This window comes from Streptacidiphilus sp. MAP5-3 (assembly GCF_041262505.1).
Lineage (GTDB): Bacteria > Actinomycetota > Actinomycetes > Streptomycetales > Streptomycetaceae > Streptacidiphilus.
This window is the reverse complement of sequence record NZ_JBGCCL010000010.1, coordinates 149,567-175,797: the sequence shown is the minus strand read 5'-3', so window position 1 is coordinate 175,797 and position 26,231 is coordinate 149,567. Positions and strand designations below refer to the sequence as shown.

Sequence of the window (26,231 nt, the reverse complement as noted above, 5' to 3'; positions counted from 1 at the left end):
CAGACCCTAGCGCCCTCCGGTCGGCACAGCGCTGCTGCTTGACGACGTGTCGGACGGCTGCGGCGTCGGGTCGGCCGACGGAGAACCGGACGGCGTGGACCCGGACGGCGTGGCGGATGCCGAGGCGGACGGCGTCGGTGCGGGCGTGGGCCTGGGCGAACTCGACGGTGTGGGCGGCGGCGTGGGCGACGCGGAGGTGGGGCTCGGCGTCGGGGACGGGATGCCGCGACGGGAGCTGCCGGTGCCGTAGAGGGTGACCGTGCTGCCCGAGGGCTGAAACACGATCTGGGCGGTCCACGGGTCGCGCGGCGTCTGGTCCTCGTCGACGGTGACCAGCACCGTCAGCTGCGCGCCCGGCGCGAGCGTGCCGCCGTCGCGGCTGAGTCGGAGCCAGGGGGCCTGCGTCGACGCGGTCCAGAGCAGGGCGCTGCCACCGGCATTGGTGAGCGTGATCACCGTCCGGCCGCCCGACTGCGCCGCCCCGACCTCGAGTTGCCCGGCGCCGAGGCCCGGGGAGCCGACCGGTATGGGAACCGTCCCCGGCGGCACGGTGGAGCCGGGCGGGGTGACGCCCGGAGTCGTGACCGTGAACGCGACGTTCTCGCCGAGGTGCCCGCTGCCCGAGCCGGCGGGGTCCGTCGCCGACCCGGAGGGAGCGGCCGAGCCCTCGGACGGATCGGCCGACTGCGGGTCGGCCACGCGCACCGACGTGACCTGCGCCGCCGGGATGCCGGGGGCGTCCGCCAGATGCATCGCCCACAGCGCGACCGCAGGCGCGGCCACGACCGCCGCCGCGACCGACCCGATGACCGTGCGATGCCGGACCGCGACCGCGCGCTCCGCCTGCGGCGGCAGGTGCACCGGGAAGCCACGCCGGTCGAACCGGGGGTCCGGGAGCGGCTCCTCCCCGCGAGGGGCCCGGAGGGCGGCGCGCGGCAGGTGCACCAGCGGCAGCGCCCCCGCGTCACGCGGCGTCCCCGGCCACGGGCCCTCCGCGACAGCGCGCTCGGCGGCGCCGCGGCAGGTCGGGCAGTCGTCGACGTGGCGCACCAACTCACCGCGCAGCGCCCGCCCGAGGACGGGCCCGCGTCCGCGTCCGATCCGGCTCAGCTCCGGGCACACGTCGGCGGTGAGCACGGCGAGGGCAGCGGCGGTCCGCTCCACCTCGCAGGTCCCCTGCGCGAGCAGCACCGCCGCGGCGTCCGGCCGCAGGCCGAGGACGGCGGCGACCTCGGGCGTCTCCAGCTGGTGCCGACCGGACAGCTCCAACGCCTCCCGCTGGGCGGGCGTCGTCCCCGCCGCCTCGGGCCAGGCGAGACGCGCGAGCCGGGAGCGCGCGGCGGGCGCGCTGCTCGCGCCGATTGCGCCGAGCGCCGGGGGTGGCGCGGAGGGGGCGGGCGACGCGGTGCGGGCCTCCAGCCGGAGCAGGCAGATGTGACGATTCAGCGCGTACAACCAGGCACGTTGCAGCTCCGGCCGACGGAGGCGTCGGCGGTGCCGAACGGCGAGCCGCCGCGTCTGGCGCACGGCGGCAACGGCTTCGTCCTGGTCACACAGCACGGAGAGGCTGTAGCTGAACAGGGCGTCGGCGAGCTGGTCCAGCACGGTGTCCACGCCTCCGACGGTAGGCGCGCCGCGCCACCCCCCTCGGGGGATGCGCCTCCGATCCACCCTTTCGGGTGATGTACACGCGCCACCGAGACAGCAATCAGAAGTGGGACAGCCACCTTGAAGCGCGAGGGAGGTTGCCCACCGGCTCTGTTGTCAGTGGTGCGCGGTAGCGTTCCCGACATGGCCGCACGATCGAGCTCGTCCAAGTCCCGCAGCAGCTACCGCTGCACCAACTGCGGTGCCACACCGCCCAAATGGACCGGACGCTGTGGCGAGTGCAACGCCTGGGGCACGGTCGAGGAGGCAGGCGGGCCCGCCGTGCGGACCACGGCGGCCGGGCCGGTCTCGGCCCCGGCGCGGCCCATCGGGCAGGTGGACGCGACGACCGCGGCCTCGCGGGCGACCAACATCGACGAGTTGGACCGCGTCCTCGGCGGCGGGCTGGTGCCCGGCGCCGTCGTGCTGCTGGCGGGAGAACCAGGCGTCGGCAAGTCGACGCTGCTGCTGGACGTCGCCGCGAAGGCCGCAGGTCCCGAGCACCGGACGCTCTACATCACCGGTGAGGAGTCCGCGAGCCAGGTGCGGCTGCGTGCGGACCGGATCAAGGCGTTGTCGCCGCACCTCTACCTCGCCGCCGAGACGGATCTGGCCGCCGTGCTCGGGCACATCGAGCAGGTCCGGCCGTCCCTGCTGGTCCTCGACTCGGTGCAGACCATCGCCTCCGCCGAGCTGGACGGCGCGCCCGGCGGACCCGCGCAGATCAGGGAGGTGGCGGGCGCGCTGATCCGCGAGTCCAAGACCCGGGCCATGTCCACGCTGCTGGTCGGCCACGTCACCAAGGAGGGCGCGATCGCGGGGCCGCGTCTGCTGGAGCACCTGGTCGACGTGGTGCTGCATTTCGAGGGCGACCGGCACGCCCGGCTGCGGCTGATCCGGGGCGTCAAGAACCGCTACGGGGCGACCGACGAGGTCGGCTGCTTCGAGTTGCACGACTCCGGCATCACCGGACTGCCGGACCCGTCGGGCCTCTTCCTGACCAAGCGGGCCGAGCCGGTGCCCGGCACCTGTCTGACCGTCACCCTGGAGGGGCGGCGGCCGCTGGTCGCCGAGGTGCAGGCGCTGCTGGTGGATTCGTCGATCCCGTCGCCGCGCCGGGCCACCTCCGGGCTGGAGTCGCCCCGGATCGCCATGATCCTGGCCATGTTGGAGCGCCACGGCGGAGTCCGGCTCGGCAAGATGGACATCTACGCCGCCACCGTCGGCGGGGTGCGACTCTCCGAGCCGGCCGCAGATCTGGCCATCGCACTGGCGCTGGCCAGCTCCGCCGCGGACACCCCGCTGCCTCAGGAGCTGGTCGCCATCGGCGAGGTGGGCCTCGCGGGCGAGGTGCGGCGGGTCACCGGCGTGGAGCGGCGGCTGGCGGAGGCGGCCCGGCTCGGCTTCACCCATGCACTGGTCCCGCCGGAGCCGGGCAAGGTGCCCAAGGGAATGCGCGTGATAGAGGTCACTACGATCGGCGATGCCATGGCGGCAATTCCGGGCAAGCCCGGACGTCTCGGCAGGGACCCCGACCGCCGCGGGCGCAGCAGCAACGGACAGCGGCGCAAGTCGGTCAGCGAGCTGATGGAGCGCGACAGCCTCGCCAACCAGTCCGACAAGGTCGATCTCACGAACGACCAGCAACGATCCGTGCCGGGATACTTGGACATTCCCGACAGTGCGGACGAGCTGATGCGCGGTTGGGACGAGATCGAGCCGGAGTAGTTCGCGAATGCCCACGTATTTTCGCGGAGGATCGGCAAAGGATCCGAAGCTGGAAGAAACCTGGGAGACGGCCGAACGCGTTGCACCGTTTGCCATGCCCCCGCAATATCCCGACACACTCGTAGGCGGTCATCGGTAAACTCGTACGCGCACACCGCACCCCCACCGGAGGAGTCGCCCTCGTGGCAGCCAACGACCGGGCGGATCGTTCCTCCCGCGAGGAGGCCCTGCTCCGGGCCTCGCTGAGTGCCGTCGCACCAGGTACCGCGCTGCGTGACGGCCTGGAACGCGTCCTGCGCGGCCGTACCGGCGGCCTGATTGTGGTGGGCTTCGACAAGCAGGTCGAGGCGCTCTGCACCGGCGGTTTCGTGCTCGACGTCGAATTCTCCGCGACCCGCCTGCGTGAGTTGTGCAAGCTGGACGGCGCGGTGGTCCTGGACAAGGACATCACCAAGATCGTTCGTGCCGGCGTGCAGTTGGTCCCCGACGCCGACATCCCCACCGAGGAGACCGGCACCCGGCACCGCACCGCCGAGCGCGTCAACAAGCAGACGGGCTACCCGGTGGTCTCGGTCAGCCAGTCGATGCGGTTGATCGCCCTCTACGTCAACGGCACGCGTCGCGTGATCGAGGACTCCGCCGCGATCCTCTCCCGCGCCAACCAGGCGCTGGCGACCCTGGAGCGGTACAAGCTCCGACTGGACGAGGTCTCCGGCACGCTCTCCGCGCTGGAGATCGAGGACCTGGTGACGGTACGTGATGTCGCCGCCGTGGCACAGCGGCAGGAGATGGTCCGCCTGATCGCCAGTGAGATCGCTGGCTACGTGGTCGAGTTGGGCACCGACGGCCGGCTGCTCTCGCTCCAGCTGGACGAGCTGATCGCGGGCGTCGAACCGGACCGCGAGCTGGTCGCCCACGACTACTTCCCTGAGCGGGCCGCGAAGCGCGGGCGCACCGTCCAGGACGTCCTTACCGACCTGGAGGCGCTGACCCACACCGAGCTGCTGGAGATCCAGACGGTGGCCAAGGCGCTCGGCTACCCGGGCACCCCCGAGGCGCTCGACTCCGCGGTCAGCCCGCGCGGCTACCGCCTGCTGGCCAAGGTCCCGCGGCTCCCCAACACCGTCATCGAGCGACTGGTGGACCACTTCGGCGGCCTGCAGAAGCTGCTCGCCGCCAGCATCGACGACCTGCAGGCGGTCGAGGGCGTCGGCGAGTCCCGGGCCCGCTCGGTCCGCGAGGGCCTCTCCCGCCTGGCGGAGTCGTCGATCCTCGAGCGCTACGTCTGAGGCCCGACGCGGCCCTACTCCGGCCGCTACTCCGGTCCGGCTCCGGGCTGGTGCTCGGGCTCCCCGGTGCTCAGCTGCCGAACTGCGCCAGCTTGAACGAGTGCCAGGGCTGGGTGGCCACGCCGTTGATGCCGATGTGCACCACGTAGGTCCCGGCAGGGACGGCCGCACCGCCGGTGCCCGGGGTGCAGCCCGGCCTGGAGCTCGTCCGGCCCCAGCCGAAGGTCGCCTGCAGCGGGCCGTCGGTGGACGCCGGGACGGCGTACCACTGGGCCGAGGTGTCCTTCGGGCAGTCGCCGGACGACCAGACCTGCGCCCCGGTGTCGGCGGTGATGGTCAGCACCGCCGACTTCTGGCCGAGGTCGATCCGGCAGGGACTCTGCGCGGTGTTCGCGATGCCCAGCCGGAAGAGCGGGAGCTGCGAGGCCGCGTACGTCTGCTCGTTGCTGTTCAGGCTGAGGTCGAGGTCGGCCGCGTTGCAGACGGCCAGGCTCATCGTGCCGGGCAGGTTCGGCGCGGCCACGCCGGAGCCGCCGGTGCCTGCGGTTCCGCCCGACGTCGAGCCTGAGGCGCCCGATCCGCCGGTGGACGCGCCGCCGCCCGGCAGGGTCACCACTGGGGCGCCGCTCGGCGAGGGGGTCGGGGTGCTCGACCCGCCCGCGGGGGCGCTCGGGTTGGTACCGCCGGTGCCGCCGCCCGCCGTGCCGTCGCTGGAGCCGTGGCCCGTACTCGTCGGTCCGGGCGTGATCGACCCGACCGGAGTGCTCACGCTTCCGGCCGCGGCCTGCTTGCTGCCACCTGCGCCACCGAACACCAGTACGGATGCCAGCACGACCGCGCCCGCGAGGGCCGCCAGCACGACAAGACGCCGCCGCCAGTAGATTGACGCGGGCAGCGGTCCGACGGGATTGCGCAGAGAAGGCACGAGCAAACCTTACGAGAGTTCCACCCCGGCTCTGTGCAACACCACCGTACCTGCTGCTTCTTCTTTCACATCATCGTCCTGTTGAGCCGACTGATGGTCAGCGGTCCTCCGCTCGACTGATGTTGGGACTGGAGGCGTTATGACCGGCAGTACGGGAGCCGGACGGGTCCTCGTCGTCGACGACGACGCGGCGATCCGGCGCTCCCTGGAGCGCGGACTGCGGCTGAGCGGGTTCACCGTGCTGCTCGCCGCCGACGGGACGGCGGCCCTGGACCTGATCGCCACCGCCTCCCCCGACGTGCTGGTACTCGACGTCTCCATGCCCGGGCTGAGCGGCACCGAGGTCTGCCGCAGGCTGCGCGCGGGCGGCGACGAGACGCCGGTGCTGATGCTCTCCGCGCTGGACGAGCTGGCCGACCGCGTCGCCGGGCTGCAGGCAGGCGCGGACGACTACCTGATCAAGCCGTTCGCGCTGGAGGAACTGGTGCTCCGGCTGCACGCCCTGCTGCGTCGGCGTCCCGCTCCCCCGCCGACGGAGGTGCTGCAGGCGGGTCCGCTGGTGGTCAACCCGACGACCCGCCAGGCCTTCCGCGACGGCGTCGAACTGCGGCTCACCCGACGCGAGTTCTCGCTGCTGGAGCAGTTCGTCCGCAACCCCGGCATCGTGCTCACCCGGGACCAGCTGCTGGACCGCGTCTGGGGCTACGACTTCGACGTCCGCACCGACGCCGTGGACACCTTCGTCAGCTACCTCCGGCGCAAACTGGAGGAGGGCGGACGCCTGCGGCTGCTGCACACCGTGCGCGGCGTGGGTTTCGTGCTGCGGCTGCCCAAGGCCGGCGAGGGCCCGGGCGCCTCCGGCGGGCCGCGGAGTCCCGACAGGCCCGGCAGGTCCGGCAGGCCCGGCAGGCCCGGGAGTGCAGACAGAGCCGGCGCCCCCGGCAGACTCGGTAAGGAGGCCGGACGATGAAGCTCTCCACGCGGATAGCGCTCTCCGTCTCGCTGACCGTCCCGCTGCTGGTGCTGGCTGCCGGGGCGCTGCTGCTCGGCCTGGTCGGGCATGACATCTCCCAGCAGCAGAACACCCGGCTGCGCACGCTCGCCGTCGCCGTCGCGCCCGACGTGCGGTCGCTGCTCGCGGCGGACCGCGCAGGCCGCCCCAAGGTGGCCCAGAACCAGAACCGCCGCGTCCTCGACTCGGCACTCGACTCCGGCGTCCTCGTCCTCGACCCGCAGGGCACGACGGTGCTGAGCGGCGGCCCGCAGCCCGGTCCTGCGGTCGTACTGCCCGCGCCGACCGGCCGCCCCGAGACGGTCGCCGGGTTCCACGCCCTGGGCGAGTCCCTCGCGCAGGGTGGCACGCTCTGGGTATTCGCACCGGTCAGCGCGGACAACGCACAGCTCTCGGCGATCCGCGGCCGGGTGCTGCTGGTCGCCCTGCTGGCGGCTCCGCTGGCCGGTCTGCTGACGCTGGCGCTGGCCCGCCGCGCCACCCGCTCGCTGGGGACGCTGAGCGCCCAGGCCTCGGTGCTCGACCCGCGCGACGGCGCGGACTCGTTCCGGCACCGGCCCTCGCACATCACCGAGGTCGACGACCTGGCCACCGCACTGAGCGCGGTCCTGTCCCGCTACGACCAGCAGGCGACCCGCACCGGCGAGGCCCTGGAGACCGCCCGCTCCTTCGCCTCCGCCGCCTCGCACGAGCTGCGCACGCCGCTGATGTCCATGCAGACCAACCTCGACGTGCTGGCCGCGCACCCGGACCTCGCTCCGGACGAGCGCGGCGAAGTCGTCGCCGACCTGCGCGGCGAGCACGCGCGGCTGCTCGAACTCCTCACCGCGCTGCGCACGTTGGCGCGCGGCGACCTGGTCGAGGCGGAGGCCTTCACCGACCTCGACTTCGGCGAACTCGTCGACTCCTGCGTCCAGTCGGTCGCGCGGGGCGCGCCGGAGGCCTCGCTGATGCTGAGCGGCGGCTACGGCCTGTGGGTGCGGGCGTGGGAGCCGGGCCTGAAGATCCTGGTCACCAACCTGCTCACCAACGCGGTCGTCCACGGCCACGCACCGGGCGAGGCCTCCCGGATCGCGGTCTCCCTGACGGCGGCACCCGAGGCCGACGGCGGCCACGCGGTCCTGACCGTCGACGACTGGGGCCCCGGCATCCCCGCCGACCGCCGCGACGCGGTCTTCGACCGCTTCACCCGCGGCCAGGACAGCCCCGGCACGGGCCTCGGCCTCACCCTCGTCGCCCAGCAGACCGCCCTCCACGGCGGCACGATCACCATCTCCGAGGCGCCGGGCGGCCACGGCACGCGCTTCTGCCTGTGGCTGCCGCTGAGCGGCACACCGTTCCAGGAACCCACCCACCGCAACTGGCTGACGCAGACGCTGAACTTGAACTTGAAAGCGATGGGGTAGTTGCACTCACCCAGGGGCGCGGGGCTCTGCTGATATGCGGCTCCGCCGCTTGGGCGCGCAAGCGATCCACACAGCTGGCAGGCCGAACGGTCAGGGCCATCCGGTGGGGGTACCCCCGGCCGAAGGCTGGGGGAGGGTGGCTGCTCGCGCACGCAGTTGATCAAGCGGAGCCCCGCGCCCCTGAGCAGTGCAACTTCCCACGTGCGACAGTGCACGTCCGCTTGCGAGAAATCACGTGCCGTCCGCAGGACTAAACTCCCACCCGCCATGGAAACACTGCATCGCCCCGTCCTCGCCTGGTACGCCACCTCCGCCAGGGACCTGCCCTGGCGCGCGCCGGAGGCGACTCCGTGGGCGGTCATGGTGAGTGAGTTCATGCTCCAGCAGACCCCCGTCAAGCGCGTCCTCCCCGTCTACGAGGAGTGGCTCCGTCGCTGGCCGACGCCCGCGGCCCTCGCCGCGGACGCGCCGGGAGAGGCGGTCCGCGCCTGGGGGCGGCTCGGCTACCCCCGCCGGGCACTGCGTCTGCACGCCGCCGCGACCGCGATCCGGGACGAGCACGGCGGGGAGGTGCCGTCCGTGCATGCGGACCTGCTCGCGCTGCCGGGCGTCGGCGAGTACACCGCGGCGGCCGTCGCGTCGTTCGCGTTCCGGCAGCGGCACGCAGTGCTGGACACCAATGTGCGGCGGGTCTTCGCGCGGGCCGTGGACGGGCAGGAGTACCCGGCCAACGCCACCACCGCCGCCGAGCGCCGGACGGCGAACGCGCTGCTGCCCGACGAGCCGGAGACCGCCGCGACCTGGGCCGTCGCCGTGATGGAGCTGGGCGCGCTGGTCTGCACGGCGCGCAGCCCCGAGTGCGGCCGGTGCCCGATACGGAGCGACTGCGCCTGGCGGCAGGCGGGCAGCCCGCCGCACCAGGGTCCGGCCCGGCGCGGACAGACGTACGCGGGGACCGACCGGCAGGTGCGCGGCAAGCTGCTGGCCGTCCTGCGCGAGGCCCACGACAGCGTCCCTCAAGCGGAGCTGGACAAGGTGTGGGGGGACGCGGTCCAGCGCGCCCGCGCGTTGGACGGCCTGGTGGCGGACGGTCTGGTGGAGCCGGTCGCACCCGGGGTCTACCGACTGCCGCGCTGAACCCCCCAAGAGGACCCCCAGCAGGACCCACGACAGGGGCCACGACAGGGGCCCGCAACAGGAGTGCAGCCTTACTTGCCGACCGGCTAGTGTCGTCGCGACAGGCACGCTAAGCTCGTCCCACGGGGGCAGTACCAAGCGCACGACTGCACCACCGCACACCTGCAACAACTGCACAGCGCAGTCGCACACACCCACCGGCGGAGCGAGAGAGCCATGACCAGCCAGACCCCCCGGGGCGACACCCGGGCGCGCATTCTCGACGTCGCGCTGGAGCTCTTCGTGGAGCACGGCTACGACAAGACCTCGCTCCGGGAGATCGCCGACCGCCTTGGGGTCACCAAGGCCGCGCTGTACTACCACTTCCGCACCAAGGAGGACATCCTCGCGGGCATCGTCGCCAACATGGCGGCCCCGATCGAGGAGGCCATCGCCTGGGGCGAGCAGCAGGAGTACAGCCCGGAGGTGCGCGACGCGATCCTGCGCCGCTTCGCCGAGGGCATGGCCGACCGGCAGCCGCTGCTGCGCTTCTTCCACGAGAACCAGCCCGCCATCCGGGAACTGAACGCGGGCAACCAGTTCAAGGAGCGCATGATCGCGCTCACCCGACTGCTGCAGGGACCGAACCCGAGCTACGAGGACCGGGTGCGGGCCGCCGTCGGGCTGATGACGATCAACGTGGCCGCCTTCGTGGCGGAAGCGCAGGCCTGCGGGGAGGACCTGCACGACCTCCCGCCGCTGCCGGACGAGGCCGCCCGCCGCGACGTGGCCCTCCGCATCGCGCTGGACGTCGCCGACCGGATCGGCAAGACCCCGGCGGACGTCTAGCCAGGGCCGTGGCCAGCCGACGTCCAGCCAGGCCTGTGGCCGGACAGGCCCACCTCGCCTGAGCTGCGACTCCGGCCACGCCCGGTTACGGTCGAAGCAACACGCCGTTGATGCGTTGGAGCCCCCGTGACCCTGGTAGCCAAGCCCGGAACCTCCTGGGACGAGACCTACGCGCGCTGCCTGGCCGCCGCCCCGGAGGCCTTCGCGCCCGACCGGCTGCTGAACCTGGTGCGCGGCGGCTGGCACGCCGTCGGCGTCCCCGGCGAGCACACCACCCCGGTCGACGGGACGCCGATCCCCGGTCCGCCCCGGGTCGGCGCTCCGGAGGCGCACGCGGCCGTCGACTTCGCCATCGCCGAGCACGCGCAGTGGTCCCGTGTCCCGCTGGACCAGCGGCGCGACCGGGTCGCCGCCGCCGTCGAGGCGCTCGCCGGGCACCGGGACCTGCTGGCGATGCTGCTGGTCTGGGAGATCGGCAAGCCCTGGCGGCTCGCCGGTGCCGACGTGGACCGCTGCCTGGACGGCGCGCGCTGGTATCTCTCGGAGATCGAGCGCCAGTTGGGCCTCGGGTCGGCGACGCCGCGGACGCCGCTGCCGGGGCCGGTCTCCAACATCGCCAGCTGGAACTACCCGATGAGCGTGCAGGTCCACGGTGAGCTGGTGCAACTGCTGGCCGGCAACGCGGTGGTGGCCAAGACGCCGTCCCAGGGCGGCTTCCACTGCCTGACGCTGGCCCATGCGCTGATGCGCCGGGCGGGGCTGCCGGTCACGTTGCTCTCCGGGAGAGGCTCGCTGCTCGCCGACGCGCTGATCCGCGCGCCGGGTCTGGGCGCGCTCGCGTTCGTCGGCGGCCGGGCCAACGGCCGCCGGGCGGCGACGGCGCTGGCCGATCCGAGTCGGCGTCACTTCCTGGAGCAGGAAGGCCTGAACACCTGGGGCATCTGGGAGTTCAGCGACTGGCCCGCGCTCGCAGCGCACCTGCGCAAGGGCTTCGAGTACGGCAAGCAGCGCTGCACCGCCTATCCGCGCTACGTCGTCCAGCGTTCGCTCTTCCCGCAGTTCCTGGAGAGCTACCTGGGGGTCCTGGGCAGCCTGCGGTTCGGCCATCCGCTGGCCGTCCCCGCCCCGGACGAGCCGCTGCCGGAGCTGGACTTCGGGCCGGTCATCCATGCGGCCAAGGCGGCCGAGCTGCGCACCCAGTTCGACGAGGCGGTGGCCGGGCGCGCCGTCCCGCTGCACCAGGGCTCCCTCGCCGACGGCGCGTTCCTGGACGGTCAGGACACCTCCGCCTACCTCGCACCCGCCGCCGTGCTGTCGCCGCCCGCCAGTTGGTCGCTGCACCACAGCGAGCCGTTCGGGCCGCTGGACTCCATCGTGCTGGTCGACACCGAGGCCGAACTGCTGGCCGCGATGAACGCGGGCAACGGTTCGCTGGTGGCCAGCATCGCCACCGACGACCTGGCCTTCGCCGAGCGGATCGCGCCGGACCTGCTGGCGTTCAAGGTCGGCGTCAACAAGCCGCGTTCGCGCGGCGACCGCGCGGAGGTCTTCGGCGGCCTCGGGGCGTCCTGGAAGGGTGCGTTCGTCGGCGGCGACCTGCTCGTCCAGGCGGTCACCTACGGGCCCGGCGGCGCGGAGGAGAAGCTCTTCGGCAACTTCCCCGGCTACTCGCTCTACCCGGCGCGCTGAGCACGGACTTTCGCGCCCGGCCTCCCGGCCTGGAACTCCCCTTGTTTGACGGATTGTCAATAGCTGGTGGCCACAAGCTTCGTACCCATGCGAGTGGCTCCGTGCTGTCCAGGGCCGTGGTTGACCGGTTGGTAATGCCATGTGACGCTCCTGCTGAGCCTGCGGCAAAGGAGCCAGCCATGTCGACGCACGACCTCTACGCCACCCCGCCCACCGAGAAGTCGTGGTCCGTTCCGGCCTCCGGCTCCGCCCGCTTCAACTGGGAGTACGACGAGGGCCGGGAACGGCTGCTCAACCTGTACCAGAAGGGCAAGGACAAGCAGTGGGACCAGGTCAAGCGGATCGACTGGTCCCTCGAGGTCGACCCGTACGACCCGCTGGGCGTCCCCGACGAGGCGATGACCCTCTACGGCACCCCGTACTGGGACAAGATGAGCGAGGCCAACAAGGCCGACATGCGCCGCCACTACGCCTCCTGGCAGTTCAGCCAGTTCCTCCACGGTGAGCAGGGCGCGATGGTCTGCGCGGCGCGCATCGTCGAGTCCGTGCCGGACATGGACGCCAAGTTCTACTCGGCGACGCAGACCATGGACGAGGCCCGTCACGTCGAGATCTACTCGCGGTTCCTGCACGAGAAGATCGGCATGCTCTACCCGATCAACGACAACCTGCAGTCGCTGCTCGGCGACACGCTGCGCGACTCCCGCTGGGACATGCCCTACCTGGGCATGCAGGTGCTGATCGAGGGCCTGGCCCTGGCCGCCTTCGGGATGCTGCGCGACACCACCACCAAGCCGCTGCCCAAGCAGCTGCTGGCCTACGTGATGCAGGACGAGGCCCGGCACGTGGCTTTCGGGCGGATGGCGCTGCGCGACTACTACGCACAGCTGACGGACGCCGAGCGCGCCGAGCGCGAGGAGTTCGTGATCGAGGGCTGCTACCTGATGCGCGACCGGCTGCGCGGCGTGGAGGTGCTGGAACACTTCGGCATCCCGGCCAAGGACGCGGACGAGATCAGCGAGCAGAGCGAGTACCTGCAGTTCTTCCGCAAGCTGCTCTTCTCCCGGATCGTGCCGTGCGTCAAGGACATCGGCTTGTGGGGCCCCAAGCTCCAGCAGGCCTACCTCGACATGGGCGTGTTCGACCTCGGTGACTCCAACCTGGACCTGCTGATGCGGCAGGACGAGGAGATAGCCGAGAAGCTCGACGCCGAACGCTTCGCGGCCGAGGAGGCCGCCCGCGTCGACGAGGTCGGCGAGGCGATCGCCCAGGGCGCCGAGGCCTGAGCGATCGCCTGGTTCCGGTGGGTGCCGGGGTGACCGTCAGCGGGTGACGGTCACCACGCGGTCGGCGGAGCTCGCGAACGGGTCGTACGACGCCTCGACCCCGAGCGTGTCGCCCTTCCCGGTACCGGCGTCCCAACCGGCCACCCGCACCCGCACCGTGTAGCTGACGGACGCGCCGTTCGCCCAGTGGGCGGGGATCGCGGGCAGCCCGGCGCTGTCGGTGCCGAGCGGCACCCAACGGTCGTTCTGCCAAAGGTCGTAGGCCAGGCTCGCGGTCAGCGGCACGGACTCGTAGGACGTCGTCAGCAGGCCGGGCTGGAGCGACTGGGCGACGGGCGCGCCGGTACGGTTCGTGAGGGTGTAGCGCATCACCAGCGGCTGCGCGGCGGAGAGGGCGCTGCCGCCACCGGTCAGCGTCTGGACGATCGGACCGCCGGTCTTGGCCGTGCCGACCTCGAGGTCCAGCTGCTTGGCAACCGTGGCTCCGCCGCCGGTGCCGATGTTGAAGCCGAGCTGCAGTCGGTCGTCGTTCACCGGCCAGGCCTTGGTGGCCGCCAGGGTCACCTTCCAGGTGTAGGTGGCGTGCGCGGGCAACGTGAACGCGTCGCCGAACTGGCCGCCCTTGGGGTAGAACGAGCCGATCAGCCCACCGTCCTGACCGCCGAACGTGAGCGCCGTGGCGGGCGCGTGCACGGGCGTCATGCCCAGCGTCACCTGGTTGTCCCCCACCGGCAGCGCCCCGTGCGCCCCGCCGCCCAGCTCGCTCCCGAACGCGACGTCCGTACCCGAGGTGTTGCTGACGGACAGGTCGAACACCTCCGCCCGCCCACCGGGCATCAGCGGACCGGCCTGCATCCGACCCAGCGTCAGCACCAGCGGGCTCTTCGCAGCAGTCCCCGCCCCGGTCTGCGCCGCCTGCGCCACCCCGGGCAGGACGACGGCAGCAGCCGCAGCGACGACTGCGGCGGACCCGGCAACAACCCTGCGGCGAACAACCTTGCGACGAACGGACATGAGCCAACCCCCCACACCACGAGCACCTTCAGTGATCGCCCTCCCGGCGACACCTGGATCCTCGCCGACGAACGGTTCGTGTCCGATCCCCGGAGTGTCATGGCTCTGCAACAGTCGGAAACCGCCTTACCGGCCTGCCGCCTGACGGATGATGATCCGTATGACGAACTCCGACGGCCGCGAGGACCGCATCGACCTCGCCGACGCGATCGCCGCCATCCGGGACCAGCTGGTCGACGCCGCCGGGCGGGGCGCCGGCGCCGAGATCGGCTTCGAAGTCGGGCCGATCGAGCTGGAGTTCACGGTGGCGCTGAAGCGCGACGCGCGGGCCAGGGGCGGGGTGCGGGCGTGGGTGTTCTCCGCCGACGGCGAGGTGGGCGAGGCGCACGACCGGACCCACCGGGTCGCGGTCACGCTCACGCCGAAGTCCCGTACCAGCGGCGGGTCGGTCGAGGTGGGCAACCACACCGCGCCGGACCTGTCCGGGTTCTGACGGCGCGGCTCCCCGGACAGCGAGGTGATCACGGACCGGGTTGCCTGGCGGTGGTCGGTCCGTATGACTTCACGCTGCCGGCGATCGCCGCAATGATCGCCGTCAGAACGCCGAAGATGACCGCCAGCCCCAGGACGACCCCGTTGCTCCTGTGGAAGCCCAGGACGAAGTTGAGCTGAGCACCAATGGACGTGCCGAACTGCAGCGGCGACACAAAGAGGGTCACCACGACGTAAAGCACGCAGAGCGCACACAGTGTCCACGCGCCGGGTATCCGGCGGTTGAACGTGAATCCCGCTGGGACCAACAGCAACCCGGCGCTGACGAAGCCGCCGAGCGAGTTCTCAAACACCAGGCTGTCCACGTGACCGGCGTAGAGGACGTTGAAGAGCCCGAACCAGGCGAGCATGCCGGCGGTGAGCAGCGCCAGGACACCAGCGATCATCGCCGCTACGGGATGCGCCCTCGGCTTGGGCTGTGCCGCCCGCGGGCTGGGCCCGCCGCCCCACGGCACCGGTCCGCCCGCCAGCGGCGGCTGAGCCAGACGGACGGGCGCGCCGCCGGGGAGCGCGCCGGGCCCGGCCGGCCCGAAGCCCGGCGCCGGTGCGGGCGGGGCGTCGAGGTGTGTGGGTACGTAGCCGACCCCACCCGTGCGCGCCACCTCGTCCAGCGCTGCCAGCGCCTGCGCCGCCCCGGCGCGCTGCGTCGGATCCTTCGTCAGCAGCGCAGCGAGGACCGCCCCCAGGCCCTGCGCGCGCAGCGCAGGGCGTGGCATCCCGGTGACCACGGCGATGCACAGCGCGGCGAACGTCTCGGCGCTGAACGGGGGTTCCCCCTCCACCGCGCAGTACAGCGTCGCCCCGAGCGACCACAAGTCCGTTGCGGGCGCGGGGGGTTGGCCGGAGAGCTGTTCCGGGGCCATGTAGGCCGGGGTGCCGATGAGCGTACCGGTGTGGGTGAGTGCCGTCGTGGAATCCACCATGTGCGCGATGCCGAAGTCAGTGATGACGACCCGGTCGTCCATCAGCAGGACGTTGTCCGGCTTGAGGTCACGGTGGATGATCCCGGCCGCGTGGGCGCGGCTGAGCGCGCGCAGCATCGCCGCACCGATCTCCGCGACCCTGCGTGCCGGCAGGCCGCCGCTCTGCTCGATCGCCGTAGCCAGGGACGTTCCGGCCACGTACTCCATGACGATCACTGGCGCGCCCGCGTGCTCGACCACGTCGTGCACGGTGATGATCCCGGGATGGTTCAACTGCGCGGCCGCACGCGCCTCACGCAGCACGCGCTGGAGAAGGACCTCGCGCTGATCAGCGGTGATTCCCCGCGGGAACATCACCTCCTTCACGGCGACGTCCCGCCCGAGCGTCTCGTCCCGGCCCCGCCACACACGGCCCATGCCGCCCTGCCCGATCAGCTCCACACGCCGGTACCGGCCGCCGATCAACTCCCCGTTTGTTTCTGCCACATCGGACACTCTAGGTGTACCGCCGCCAACGCCCCAGAGCTCTCCGCCGGTTCGCCAGGAAGACGATCACCGGGCGGGTGGTCCGGCGTCCGGAGGCCCGACCCCGGACCCCCGACCGCTTCGCTTGCGGTCCGTTCCCCGGCGACACGAGAATCTTGGCGCATGGTCGGTGCGTGCTCGATTGACGATCCGTCACCACTGTGCAACCGCAGTGACCAGCACGTTCAGGGGGAAGGACGAGGGGTGACGCATCCGCAGCGCGAACGGCTGGCCGTGGTGCTCGGCGCAGGCCAGGGCAGCGGCTACCTGCTGAATCCGTGGACGGTGGTCACCGCGGCGCACGTCGTCGGCGACGAGACGACGGTCCAGGTGGCGATTCCCGGAGCGGGCGGGCCGAAGACCTGCCGGGTCGTCTGGCGACGGCAGGACAACCAGTGCGACGCCGCGCTGTTGGTCGCCGAGGAGGATCTCCTGCCGGGCGAGACCGTCCGTGGGTTCGAACGGCTCTCCTGGGGGCTGCTGAGCGGTCTCACGGCGCTGGCCGGGGCGGTCGCCGTCGGGTTCCCCCAGATCCAGCGGTCTGCCGACCAGCGCTTGGACAGCGAGCAGATCGTCGGCACGCTCAAACCCGGCACCGGACTGGTCGGCGGCCGGGCCGTACTGGACAGCGAGCACGCGGCTCCGCCCACCTCGGAGGACGGCTCACCCTGGGCCGGGATGTCCGGCGCACCGGTCTTCCTGCACAACTCCCTGGTGGGACTGGTCCGTTCGGCGCCACAGCAGTGGGGCGAGGCGCGGCTGGAACTGACCCTCTGTGAGGAGTTCGTGCTGCACGTCGAGGTCCGCCGCATCCTTGAGGACAACAACGTCGCCGACGCCATGACCACCCTCGAACCGCCCGCCGACTCGTTCGAGGACCGGCTGCGCGAGTACCTCGGCCAGGAGTGGGGCAAGGTCAGGATCTACGGCGTCACCCGCTCCGGGCGCGGGGACAGCGGTTGGCAGCTCGACGTCGCCTACCTCAGCCTCGAACTCGCCGACAGCGAGCGCCCGCAGCGCGAGATCGGCGACGAGGACCCCACCCCCGTGGCGCGGCGCGTCGAGGACGCCCTCGCACAGCAGCAGCGGATCCTGCTGCGTGGGAACGCGGGCTCCGGCAAGACCACGCTGCTGCAGTGGCTCACCACCCGCTGCGCCCGCGACGAACTCCCGGTCCAGCTGCGCCAGTTCAAGGACTGCATCCCCATCCTGCTGAAGCTGCGCACGATCGCCCGCGCCGGGCAGGCCCTGCCCGGACCCGAGGAGTTCCTCAAGGCCTCCGGGAATCCCCTGGCCGGGTTCCCCGGCTCGGAGGGCTGGGTCAGCCGCCGGATGGCCGAGGGCCGGGTGCTGCTGCTGGTGGACGGGATCGACGAGGCGCCCGCCGGCGAGCGGCGCCGCGTGCGGGAGTGGTTGACCGGGCTGCTCGCCGCGTACCCCGGGATCCGTTGCCTGGTCACCACCCGGCCGTCCGCCGTCCGCGAGGGCTGGCTCGGCGAACTCGGCTTCGCCGAGCTGGACATGCTGCCGATGAGCCGGGGCGACGTGGCCGCGTTCATCGACCGCTGGCATGCCGCGGCAGCGGCTGGGGCGGAGGGCGACGAAGAGCAACGCGAGCGGCTCGCCCGTTGGCGGGCGATGCTGACCGACGCGGCCGGCCGCATCCAGGACCTGGGCCGGCTGGCCGCCAACCCGCTGATGTGCTCCCTGATCTGCGCTCTCAACGCCGACCGCCAGGGCCACCTGCCGTCCGGCCGGATGGCCCTCTACGACGCGGCGTTGGAGATGCTGCTGGTCCGCCGCGACGAGGAGCGGGGCGTCGACCCGGCCTCGGAGGGCCTGGCGCTCAACGAGCTGCAGCAGCAGGCGCTGCTGCAGAGGCTCGCGTACTGGCTGATCCGCAACGGGCAGTCGGAGCTGTCCGAGGCCCAGGCGCTGGCCCGGATCGAGCACGCGCTGCCGCAGATGCCGCAGATCCGGGGCGACGCGGACCGCGTCCTCTCGCAGCTGACGGTGCGCAGCGGGGTGCTGCGTCAACCGGAGCCGGGCGTAGTCGACTTCGTGCACCGCACCTTCCAGGACTACCTCGGCGCGCAGGCGGCGATCGAGGAGGGCGACATCCCGCTGCTGGTCGACCACGCGCACGAGGACCAGTGGGAGGACGTGATCCGCCTCGCCGTGGGCCACGCGCGTCGACGCGAGCGCGCGGACCTGCTGGAGCGCATCCTGCGCCGCGCGGAGACGGAGCCGCAGCACGCCCACCGGCTGCGGCTCCTGGCTGCCGCCTGCCTGGAGCTGGCGGTCGAGTTGGACCCGGCCGTACGGGAGTCGGTCACGACGGCGGCAGCGGCGCTGATCCCACCGCGTACGACCGAGGCGGCCAAGGAGCTGGCGGGCGCGGGCCCGGTCGTCCTGGAGCTGCTGCCGGGCCCTGCGGGCCTGGACGACGCGACAGCCCTGGCCGTGGTCGTCTGCGCCACGACGATCGGCACCGAGCGGGCGATCCCGCTGCTCGCCGCGTACGCGGACCACCCTGCCATTGAGGTCCGGTCCCAACTCGCCTACGCCTGGCCCCGCTTCGAGACGCAGGAGTACGGGCGCGCGGTGGTCACCAGGCTCGCGCAACGCGAGAACGTGCGGCTGATGGTCACCGGTCGGGCCGAGGCGGAGTTCCTGGCCACGCTGCCGGCCGTGCACCGGGTGGAGTTCTCCGGCGCGCTGCCCGAGGAGACCGTCCGCCTGGTCCCGCGGGAGAACCTGCGCGAGCTCCGATTCCACGAGAATCCGCACGGGGTCGACTTGTCCCTGGTCCACGAGACGCCGAAGCTGTCCATGCTCATGCTGCTCAACAACAGCGGCGCGTTCGACATGTCACCGCTGGCGGAGACAAACATCAGGCGCCTGGTCGTCCTCGGCAGCCCCGCCGTCACCCACCTGGAGGCGCTCGGCCGGATGCCGAGGCTGCAACACCTCAGCTTCGCCGACGCGGCCTCGCCGCACAGCGGGAGGCTGGACCTGACGCTGATCCTGGCGGCGCCCCGACTGGCGTCGGTCCGGCTGATGGCAGCAGACCTCAACCCGGTCAACTGGGCCGCCCTGCGCGGCCACGCCGGGCTGACCGACCTCGACATCGAGGATCTCGACCTGCGCAGTCTGGCCGAACGCGACCCGCTCCCCCACGTCACCAGCCTGAGCCTGCGGAACGCCTCCTACACGGACGGCTTGGAGCGGGTGGCAGAGGCCTTTCCCGGCCTGCGGCTCATCTACTTCCTCGGTGATGGCGTTCCCCTCGACATGAACGAGCTCCGCCCCGGGACGCTCGTCGCCACGGAGCTCGCGATTCAGCTGCGGGGCGCAGAACCTGCGGCAGCGCCGCCGTCGGCCTCGCTCGAACGGTTCACCTGGCACTCGGTGCTGTGACGAAGGGCCCGGCTCCCTCTCGGGGAGCCGGGCCCTTTCGTCTGCCTTGCGACTACCGCATCAGCCCTTGGTCAGGTCCGGGCCCGCCGCGACCGGCGGGGCGTCCGCGACCGGGGTCTTGTCCGCGCCGACGAAGGTGAACTTGGCGTCCTTGCCCTCGCCCTCGACGTCCACGACGACGATGTGGCCGGAGCGCAGCTCGCCGAAGAGGATCTTCTCCGACAGCATGTCCTCGATCTCGCGCTGGATCGTGCGACGCAGCGGACGCGCACCCAGCAGCGGGTCGTAACCGCGCTTGGCCAGCAGCGCCTTCGCGGCCGGCGTCAGCTCAAGGCCCATGTCGCGGTCCTTGAGGCGGTCGTCCACCTTGGCGGCCATGAGGTCGACGATCTGGATGATCTCGTCCTCGCCGAGCTGGTGGAAGACCACGATGTCGTCGACGCGGTTGAGGAACTCGGGGCGGAAGTGCTGCTTGAGCTCCTCGCCGACCTTGGCCTTCATCCGGTCGTAGCCGGTCTGCAGGTCGCCCTGGGCGGCGAAGCCCAGGTTGAAGCCCTTGGAGATGTCCCGGGTGCCGAGGTTGGTGGTCATGATGATGACCGTGTTCTTGAAGTCCACGACCCGGCCCTGGGAGTCGGTCAGACGACCGTCCTCCAGGATCTGCAGCAGCGAGTTGAAGATGTCCGGGTGGGCCTTCTCGACCTCGTCGAAGAGGACGACCGAGAACGGCTTGCGGCGCACCTTCTCCGTCAGCTGGCCGCCCTCCTCGTACCCGACGTAGCCGGGCGGGGAGCCGAACAGCCGCGAGACGGTGTGCTTCTCGCTGAACTCGGACATGTCGAGCTGGATCAGCGCGTCCTCGTCGCCGAAGAGGAACTCGGCGAGCGTCTTGGACAGCTCCGTCTTACCGACGCCGGACGGGCCGGCGAAGATGAACGAACCGCCCGGACGCTTCGGGTCCTTGAGGCCCGCACGGGTGCGCCGGATGGCCTGGGAGAGCGCCTTGATGGCGTCCTTCTGGCCGATGACGCGCTTGTGCAGCTCGTCCTCCATGCGCAGCAGACGCGAGGACTCCTCCTCGGTCAGCTTGAAGACCGGGATGCCGGTGGCGGTCGCCAGGACCTCGGCGATGAGCTCCTCATCGACCTCGGCCACGACGTCCATGTCGCCGGCCTTCCACTCCTTCTCGCGCTTGGCCTTGGCGGTCAGGAGCTGCTTCTCGTTGTCGCGCAGGGACGCGGCCTTCTCGAAGTCCTGCGCGTCGATCGCGGACTCCTTCTCGCGACGGACGTCGGCGATCTTCTCGTCGAACTCGCGGAGGTCCGGCGGAGCGGTCATCCGGCGGATGCGCATCCGGGAGCCGGCCTCGTCGATCAGGTCGATGGCCTTGTCCGGCAGGAAGCGGTCCGAGATGTAGCGGTCGGCCAGCGTCGCCGCGGCGACGAGGGCGGCGTCCGTGATGGAGACGCGGTGGTGCGCCTCGTAGCGGTCGCGCAGGCCCTTGAGGATCTCGATGGTGTGGGCGAGCGACGGCTCGGCGACCTGGATCGGCTGGAAGCGGCGCTCCAGGGCCGCGTCCTTCTCCAGGTGCTTGCGGTACTCGTCCAGCGTGGTGGCGCCGATGGTCTGCAGCTCGCCACGGGCCAGCATCGGCTTGAGGATCGAGGCGGCGTCGATCGCGCCCTCGGCGGCACCGGCACCGACGAGCGTGTGGATCTCGTCGATGAACAGGATGATGTCGCCGCGGGTGCGGATCTCCTTGAGCACCTTCTTCAGGCGCTCCTCGAAGTCACCGCGGTAGCGGGAGCCGGCGACCAGGGCACCGAGGTCAAGCGTGTAGAGCTGCTTGTCCTTGATCGTCTCGGGCACCTCGCCCTTGACGATGGCCTGGGCCAGACCCTCGACGACGGCCGTCTTGCCGACGCCGGGCTCGCCGATGAGGACCGGGTTGTTCTTGGTGCGGCGGGACAGCACCTGCATGACCCGCTCGATCTCTTTCTCGCGCCCGATGACCGGGTCGAGCTTGGCCTCGCGGGCGGCCTGCGTCAGGTTGCGGCCGAACTGGTCGAGGACCAGGGAGGTCGACGGGGTGCCCTCGGCGGGGCCACCGGCCGTCGCGGCCTCCTTGCCGCCGCCCTGGTACCCGGAGAGCAGCTGGATGACCTGCTGCCGCACCCGGTTCAGGTCGGCGCCCAGCTTGACCAGGACCTGGGCGGCGACACCCTCACCCTCGCGGATCAGGCCGAGCAGGATGTGCTCCGTGCCGATGTAGTTGTGACCCAGCTGGAGGGCCTCGCGGAGCGACAGCTCCAGGACCTTCTTCGCCCGCGGGGTGAAGGGGATGTGACCGGACGGGGCCTGCTGCCCCTGACCGATGATCTCCTCGACCTGCTGGCGAACCGCCTCGAGCGAGATCCCGAGGCTCTCCAGGGCCTTAGCGGCGACACCCTCACCCTCGTGGATCAGGCCAAGAAGGATGTGCTCGGTGCCGATGTAGTTGTGGTTGAGCATCCGGGCTTCTTCCTGAGCCAGGACGACAACCCGCCGCGCGCGGTCGGTGAACCTCTCGAACATCGTTAATCGCTCCTCAGAGCGGTCGGGGCAGTGAGGGAATCCCCTCCCTGTCCTACCGCATGCTAGTCCCGGAGGCCGGAACAGCTCCTCACTCCAACCGTCGACACCCGCCAGTGGGGGACCGTGCGACGGCCGACAATGACTCCAACCGAATGCTGCGGGATGGTGTTCCCGCAGGCCAGGCAGATCCACCTGGAATCGCTACGCCGACGGCGAACGCATCCGCCGACACGCCGCGACACCACCGCATCCGGCCTCCCACATGGGCATTCATACCCTCTGGCGTACCCCATCCATACCGGGGTGACTCCGTCTGGTGTTCGCCCACCGAGGAATCCGCTTGAGGCCCGGTGGGGCCGCCACCGGAATCCGCTTGAGGCCCGGTAGGGCCGTAACCGGAATCTGGTGCAAGCAGTTGCTACGAGTGTGCCCCATCCCGTGCACAAGAAGCAGCCTCATGACAAGCAGGCCGCGGCTCCCGACGCGGGGAGCTGCGACCTGCTCGGCATGCCGTTCGCTGCAGGGGTGCGGGTGGTGCACCGGATGGACCGGCTGGCCCGGCCGACCGGGCCGGTCCTGGTGGCGCGGAACCGCCTGCTGCTGACGGTCCCTGCCGGGGCGGCGGAGCAGCTGCCGGGCCTGCTGTGCTGGCTGGGCTGGGCCCACCTGGACGGCGTGCTGACGGCCGTTCCGGCCGAGGCACCGCGCCCCGTCGGCCTCCGTCTGCTGCGCGCCGGCGCTTCCCCGTGCGGGGAGCCACTGGCCCGCCTCGTCGACACCTGCGCCGACGCCTGTGCCCGCGTGCAGTTGGATCACTGCCGGGAGCACCGGCGAACCGGAACTACTCAGCCGTGGGCCTTCTCGTACGCCTCACGGACGTTGCTCGGCACCCGGCCGCGCTCGTTGACCTCGTAGCCCTGCTCCTTGGCCCAGGCACGGATCTTCGCCGTGTCCGGGTTGCCGCCGACCGGACGCACAGCGGCGGCGCGGCCACCACGACCGGCACGGGCGCCGGCCCGGCCGCTCTGCTTGCGGCCCTTGTCCGTGTAGGGAGCGAGCAGCTCACGCAGCTTGCCCGCATTTCCATGGGTGAGGTCGATCTCGTAGGCAACCCCGTCGAGAGCGAACGTCACTGTCTCGTCCGCCTCGCCGCCTTCGAGATCGTCGACAAGAAGGACCTGGACCTTCTGCGCCACGGGCGTCCCTTTCCTCAAAAGCCTGGATTACTTGTAGGAAAGCAAACCGTCTTCCCGCGAAAAATTCAACCGGCCCTCAGGAACTCATCTCTCACAGATGCAGGAGCATCCGCCTGTTGCCGAGGGTGTTGGGCTTGACGCGTTCGAGATCCAGGAACTCCGCGACACCTTCGTCGTAGCTCCGCAACAGCTCGTCGTAGACGTCGGCGTCGACCGGAGTCGAGGCGATCTCCTGGAAGCCGTGTTTGGTGAAGAACTCGACTTCGAACGTCAGGCAGAAAATACGACGCACACCGATCCACCGCGCGGTCTCCACCAGCTTCTGCAGCAGCAGATGACCGATCCCGGTGCCGCGGCAGGAGGTGTCCACCGCCAGGGTACGCACCTCGGCCAGGTCCTCCCACATCACGTGCAGCGCACCGCAGGCGACGACCTCCGCATTGTCGTCGCGCTCCGCCACCCAGAACTCCTGCAGCGACTCGAACAGGGTCACCGTCGGCTTGTTGAGGAGGATGTGTTGACGCGCATAGCTGTCGACGAGGCGGCGGATCGTGGACACATCGGTGGTCCGCGCGCGGCGGATGGTGACCTGCATGGAGAGACGCTACCGCGTCGGCTACCGCACCTCCGGAGGGCCCTCGTCGGAGGCGTCGATATCCGCCGGGAAGATGGACGGGGCGAACACCCGCAATGCGTCGCCGAGCGCCTCCTGCTGCTCCGGTGACATCATGCCGAAGAAGTGCACCAGGGCCGCCGCCGGGTTGTCACTCGTCTCCCACGCGTCGTTCATCAGGGTCGCGGTATACGCCTCGCGCGTGGACACCGGCGCATATCGATAGGCGCGGCCTTCCTGTTCCCGGCGCAGCCACCGCTTCTGGAACAGCTTGTCCATCACCGTCATGACGGTGGTGTACGCGATCTCGCGTTCCTGCTGCAGATCTTCCAGAACCTCGCGAACGGTGACGAGCCGGTTCCACTGCCAGAGCCGGGTCATCACTTCGTTCTCGAGTTCACCGAGTGGGCGGGCCATGACAGTGCAAATATCACTTTTGCCCGAATTAATCCACAAGGCAGGGCTGCCCAACGGCATGCCCGAAGGCATGACTGAGGGGCACGAGGGCGGTGATTCCCGCGCTCTCGCGCCCCTCAGGCGTGCTCAGGACCGGCTGCAGCCAGGCTCAGTGCGAGCTCTGCGAGGACCTGATGGCGTCCGCCACCGCGTCCTCCTTGGTGGCGTTGGCGCCGCCCTGGTTGCGGAAGAGCGCGCGGATCATCAGGCCGAAGAAGACGGCCATCACAGTGGGCGGAGTCAGAGCCTCGATGTACTGCATGGGCCCGACTCTACTCGGGCCGTCACGAGCAGGGTCACTCGGGCTTCACGAGGGGGAACAGCAGGGTCTCCCGGATCGGCTTGCCGGTAAGAAGCATCACCAGTCGATCCACACCCATGCCCATGCCGCCGGTGGGCGGCATGCCGTACTCCAGGGCCCGCAGGAAGTCCTCGTCCAGCTGCATCGCCTCGACGTCGCCGCCGGCCGCCAGCAGGGACTGCTGGGTCAGGCGGTCACGCTGGTCGACCGGGTCGATCAGTTCGGAGTAGGCGGTGGCGACCTCCTTGCCGAAGATCACCAGGTCCCACTTCTCGGCGACGCCGTCGATCGAGCGGTGCTTGCGGGTCAGCGGCGAGACCTCGGTCGGGTAGTCCCGGATGAAGGTCGGCTTGACCGCGTTGTGCTCCAGCAGGCGCTCGACGAACTCGAGGATCAGCTGGCCGTGGCCCCACTTCTTCTCGTAGGGCACGCCGTGCTCGTCGGCGAGCTTGCGGAGCTCGTCCACCGAGGTCTCCGGGGTGACCTCGACCCCGAGGTGGGCGCTGATGCCCGGGTAGACGCTGACCTGCTCCCACGGCTCGGCCAGGTCGATCTCGACCTCCTCGCCGTGCTGGTCAAGGCCACGGATCACGGTGGTGCCCAGGGCGTCCTTGGCCGCGTTGAGGATCAGCTCGCGGGTCAGCTCGGCCTGGGTGTCGTAGTCGCCGTAGGCCTCGTAGGACTCGATCGCGGTGAACTCCGGGTTGTGGGTCGCGTCGGCGCCCTCGTTGCGGAAGTTCCGGTTGATCTCGAAGACCTTCTCCACGCCGCCGACCATGAGCCGCTTGAGGTACAGCTCGGTGGCGATGCGCAGGTACAGCGTCATGTCGTACGCGTTGATGTGGGTGGTGAACGGACGCGCGTTGGCGCCGCCGTGGATCGGCTGCAGCATCGGCGTCTCGACCTCGAGGAAGCCGCGGCGCTCGAAGGTGTCGCGCAGCGAGCGCAGCACGCGGACGCGCAGCTGCATCATCTCGCGGGCCTCGGGGTTGACGATCAGGTCCACGTAGCGCTGGCGGACGCGGGCCTCCGGGTCGGCCAGGCCCTTGTGCTTCTCCGGCAGCGGACGCAGGCACTTGGAGGTGAGCTCCCAGCGGTCGACCATGACCGACAGCTCGCCGCGGCGGGAGGTGATCACCTCGCCCTCGACGCCGACGTGGTCGCCGAGGTCGATGTCCGTCTTCCACGCGGACAGCCGCTCCTCGCCGAGCTTGTCGAGCGAGAGCATGACCTGCAGGTCACCGGTGCCGTCGCGGAGGGTGGCGAAGCAGAGCTTGCCGCCGGTGCGGCTGAGGATCACGCGGCCGGTGATGCCGACCCGGTCACCCGTCTGTGCGTCTGCCTCCAGGGCCGGGTAGGCCGCCCGCAGGTCCGCCAGCGTGCTGGTACGCGGGAACCCGACCGGGTACGGGTCGACGCCGGCGGCGCGGAGCCGCTCCAGCTTCTCGCGCCGGACGCGCATCTGCTCGGGAAGTTCGTCGGACGCGCCTACGGCGGTGCCTGCTGCGGCTGCGGGGGTCTGCTGATCGCTCACCTCACCAGGGTATCGACCGCACGGGCGTGCCCCGCCACTCGTTAAACCCGGGAGGGGCGTCCAAGGACGCTTCTCCCGGGCTCGGGTGACGCGGCGCGGGGAGTCGCTGTCCAGCCTCCGGAAATCACAGAAAATCCTCGGGACACCCCAAGGATCGACACATCGTCGACAAACTG

21 protein-coding genes are annotated in these 26,231 nt (G+C 71.1%); 11 read left to right on the top strand and 10 right to left on the bottom strand.

Annotation, left to right across the window (positions count from 1 at the left end; genetic code table 11):
- Positions 1 to 6: 6 nt before the first annotated feature.
- Positions 7 to 1,614, bottom strand: coding sequence for a hypothetical protein (locus tag ABH928_RS17850; protein WP_370067439.1), 1,608 nt, complete (start codon positions 1,612 to 1,614; stop codon positions 7 to 9).
- A 177-nt stretch (positions 1,615 to 1,791) separates the two neighbouring features.
- Between ABH928_RS17850 and radA the strand changes: the two genes are divergently transcribed.
- Both radA and disA read left to right on the top strand, forming a co-directional pair.
- Positions 1,792 to 3,375, top strand: coding sequence for a DNA repair protein RadA (radA, locus tag ABH928_RS17845; protein ID WP_370067437.1), 1,584 nt, complete (start codon positions 1,792 to 1,794; stop codon positions 3,373 to 3,375).
- A gap of 182 nt (positions 3,376 to 3,557) precedes the next feature.
- Complete coding sequence (gene disA / locus ABH928_RS17840; protein ID WP_370067435.1) at positions 3,558 to 4,664, top strand: DNA integrity scanning diadenylate cyclase DisA; 1,107 nt, start codon at positions 3,558 to 3,560, stop codon at positions 4,662 to 4,664.
- Between the two features lie 70 nt (positions 4,665 to 4,734).
- On the opposite strand, the gene ABH928_RS17835 is transcribed toward disA, so the two are convergent.
- Positions 4,735 to 5,589: a hypothetical protein gene (locus tag ABH928_RS17835; protein WP_370067433.1), complete on the bottom strand. Its 855-nt coding sequence runs from the start codon at positions 5,587 to 5,589 to the stop codon at positions 4,735 to 4,737.
- Positions 5,590 to 5,728: 139 nt separating this feature from the next.
- On the opposite strand from ABH928_RS17835, the gene ABH928_RS17830 reads away from it, so the two are divergent.
- The 6 genes from ABH928_RS17830 (at position 5,729) to ABH928_RS17805 (ending at position 12,947) form a co-directional block, all read left to right on the top strand.
- A complete protein-coding gene (locus ABH928_RS17830) occupies positions 5,729 to 6,559 on the top strand; it encodes a response regulator transcription factor (protein WP_370067431.1) in 831 nt (276 codons plus the stop codon).
- Complete coding sequence (locus ABH928_RS17825) at positions 6,556 to 8,007, top strand: sensor histidine kinase (protein WP_370067429.1); 1,452 nt, start codon at positions 6,556 to 6,558, stop codon at positions 8,005 to 8,007. Before ABH928_RS17830 ends, ABH928_RS17825 begins: the two co-directional genes overlap by 4 nt.
- A gap of 267 nt (positions 8,008 to 8,274) precedes the next feature.
- Positions 8,275 to 9,144 (top strand): A/G-specific adenine glycosylase, encoded by an 870-nt coding sequence (locus ABH928_RS17820; protein ID WP_370067427.1) that lies wholly within the window; start codon positions 8,275 to 8,277, stop codon positions 9,142 to 9,144.
- Between the two features lie 216 nt (positions 9,145 to 9,360).
- Entirely contained in the window at positions 9,361 to 9,972 is a 612-nt protein-coding gene (locus tag ABH928_RS17815) for a TetR/AcrR family transcriptional regulator (RefSeq protein WP_370067425.1), read from the top strand.
- 126 nt (positions 9,973 to 10,098) lie between these two features.
- Positions 10,099 to 11,661 (top strand): aldehyde dehydrogenase family protein, encoded by a 1,563-nt coding sequence (locus tag ABH928_RS17810; protein WP_370067423.1) that lies wholly within the window; start codon positions 10,099 to 10,101, stop codon positions 11,659 to 11,661.
- 179 nt (positions 11,662 to 11,840) lie between these two features.
- Positions 11,841 to 12,947 carry a ferritin-like domain-containing protein gene (locus ABH928_RS17805; protein ID WP_370067421.1) on the top strand — a complete coding sequence of 369 codons (1,107 nt, stop codon included), beginning with the start codon at positions 11,841 to 11,843 and terminating at the stop codon, positions 12,945 to 12,947.
- Between the two features lie 36 nt (positions 12,948 to 12,983).
- Here the strand turns inward: ABH928_RS17805 and ABH928_RS17800 are convergent, their stop codons facing one another.
- Positions 12,984 to 13,961: a hypothetical protein gene (locus ABH928_RS17800; protein ID WP_370067419.1), complete on the bottom strand. Its 978-nt coding sequence runs from the start codon at positions 13,959 to 13,961 to the stop codon at positions 12,984 to 12,986.
- Between the two features lie 160 nt (positions 13,962 to 14,121).
- Between ABH928_RS17800 and ABH928_RS17795 the strand changes: the two genes are divergently transcribed.
- A complete protein-coding gene (locus ABH928_RS17795) occupies positions 14,122 to 14,454 on the top strand; it encodes a trypco2 family protein (RefSeq protein WP_370067417.1) in 333 nt (110 codons plus the stop codon).
- A gap of 28 nt (positions 14,455 to 14,482) precedes the next feature.
- On the opposite strand, the gene ABH928_RS17790 is transcribed toward ABH928_RS17795, so the two are convergent.
- Positions 14,483 to 15,922: a serine/threonine-protein kinase gene (locus ABH928_RS17790; protein WP_370067415.1), complete on the bottom strand. Its 1,440-nt coding sequence runs from the start codon at positions 15,920 to 15,922 to the stop codon at positions 14,483 to 14,485.
- A 243-nt stretch (positions 15,923 to 16,165) separates the two neighbouring features.
- On the opposite strand from ABH928_RS17790, the gene ABH928_RS17785 reads away from it, so the two are divergent.
- Positions 16,166 to 19,381 carry an NACHT domain-containing protein gene (locus ABH928_RS17785; RefSeq protein ID WP_370067413.1) on the top strand — a complete coding sequence of 1,072 codons (3,216 nt, stop codon included), beginning with the start codon at positions 16,166 to 16,168 and terminating at the stop codon, positions 19,379 to 19,381.
- A gap of 60 nt (positions 19,382 to 19,441) precedes the next feature.
- On the opposite strand, the gene ABH928_RS17780 is transcribed toward ABH928_RS17785, so the two are convergent.
- The gene (locus ABH928_RS17780) at positions 19,442 to 21,955 is read right to left on the bottom strand and encodes an ATP-dependent Clp protease ATP-binding subunit (RefSeq protein ID WP_370067410.1); all 2,514 of its coding nucleotides are present in this window, start codon (positions 21,953 to 21,955) and stop codon (positions 19,442 to 19,444) included.
- A gap of 438 nt (positions 21,956 to 22,393) precedes the next feature.
- Here ABH928_RS17780 and ABH928_RS17775 point away from each other — a divergent pair, with 438 nt between their 5' ends.
- Positions 22,394 to 22,870: a hypothetical protein gene (locus ABH928_RS17775; protein ID WP_370067408.1), complete on the top strand. Its 477-nt coding sequence runs from the start codon at positions 22,394 to 22,396 to the stop codon at positions 22,868 to 22,870.
- On the opposite strand, the gene ABH928_RS17770 is transcribed toward ABH928_RS17775, so the two are convergent.
- From ABH928_RS17770 to lysX, 5 genes are all read right to left on the bottom strand, one after another.
- The gene (locus tag ABH928_RS17770) at positions 22,801 to 23,151 is read right to left on the bottom strand and encodes an Lsr2 family protein (protein ID WP_370067406.1); all 351 of its coding nucleotides are present in this window, start codon (positions 23,149 to 23,151) and stop codon (positions 22,801 to 22,803) included. The genes ABH928_RS17775 and ABH928_RS17770 overlap by 70 nt on opposite strands.
- Before the next feature lie 91 nt (positions 23,152 to 23,242).
- Positions 23,243 to 23,746 carry an amino-acid N-acetyltransferase gene (locus ABH928_RS17765; protein WP_370067404.1) on the bottom strand — a complete coding sequence of 168 codons (504 nt, stop codon included), beginning with the start codon at positions 23,744 to 23,746 and terminating at the stop codon, positions 23,243 to 23,245.
- 21 nt (positions 23,747 to 23,767) lie between these two features.
- Positions 23,768 to 24,181: a BlaI/MecI/CopY family transcriptional regulator gene (locus ABH928_RS17760; protein WP_370067402.1), complete on the bottom strand. Its 414-nt coding sequence runs from the start codon at positions 24,179 to 24,181 to the stop codon at positions 23,768 to 23,770.
- A gap of 148 nt (positions 24,182 to 24,329) precedes the next feature.
- On the bottom strand, positions 24,330 to 24,482 hold the full coding sequence (locus ABH928_RS17755) for a hypothetical protein (protein ID WP_370067400.1): 153 nt from the start codon (positions 24,480 to 24,482) through the stop codon (positions 24,330 to 24,332).
- Positions 24,483 to 24,516: 34 nt separating this feature from the next.
- The gene (gene lysX / locus ABH928_RS17750) at positions 24,517 to 26,055 is read right to left on the bottom strand and encodes a bifunctional lysylphosphatidylglycerol synthetase/lysine--tRNA ligase LysX (protein WP_370067398.1); all 1,539 of its coding nucleotides are present in this window, start codon (positions 26,053 to 26,055) and stop codon (positions 24,517 to 24,519) included.
- Positions 26,056 to 26,231 lie beyond the last annotated feature (176 nt).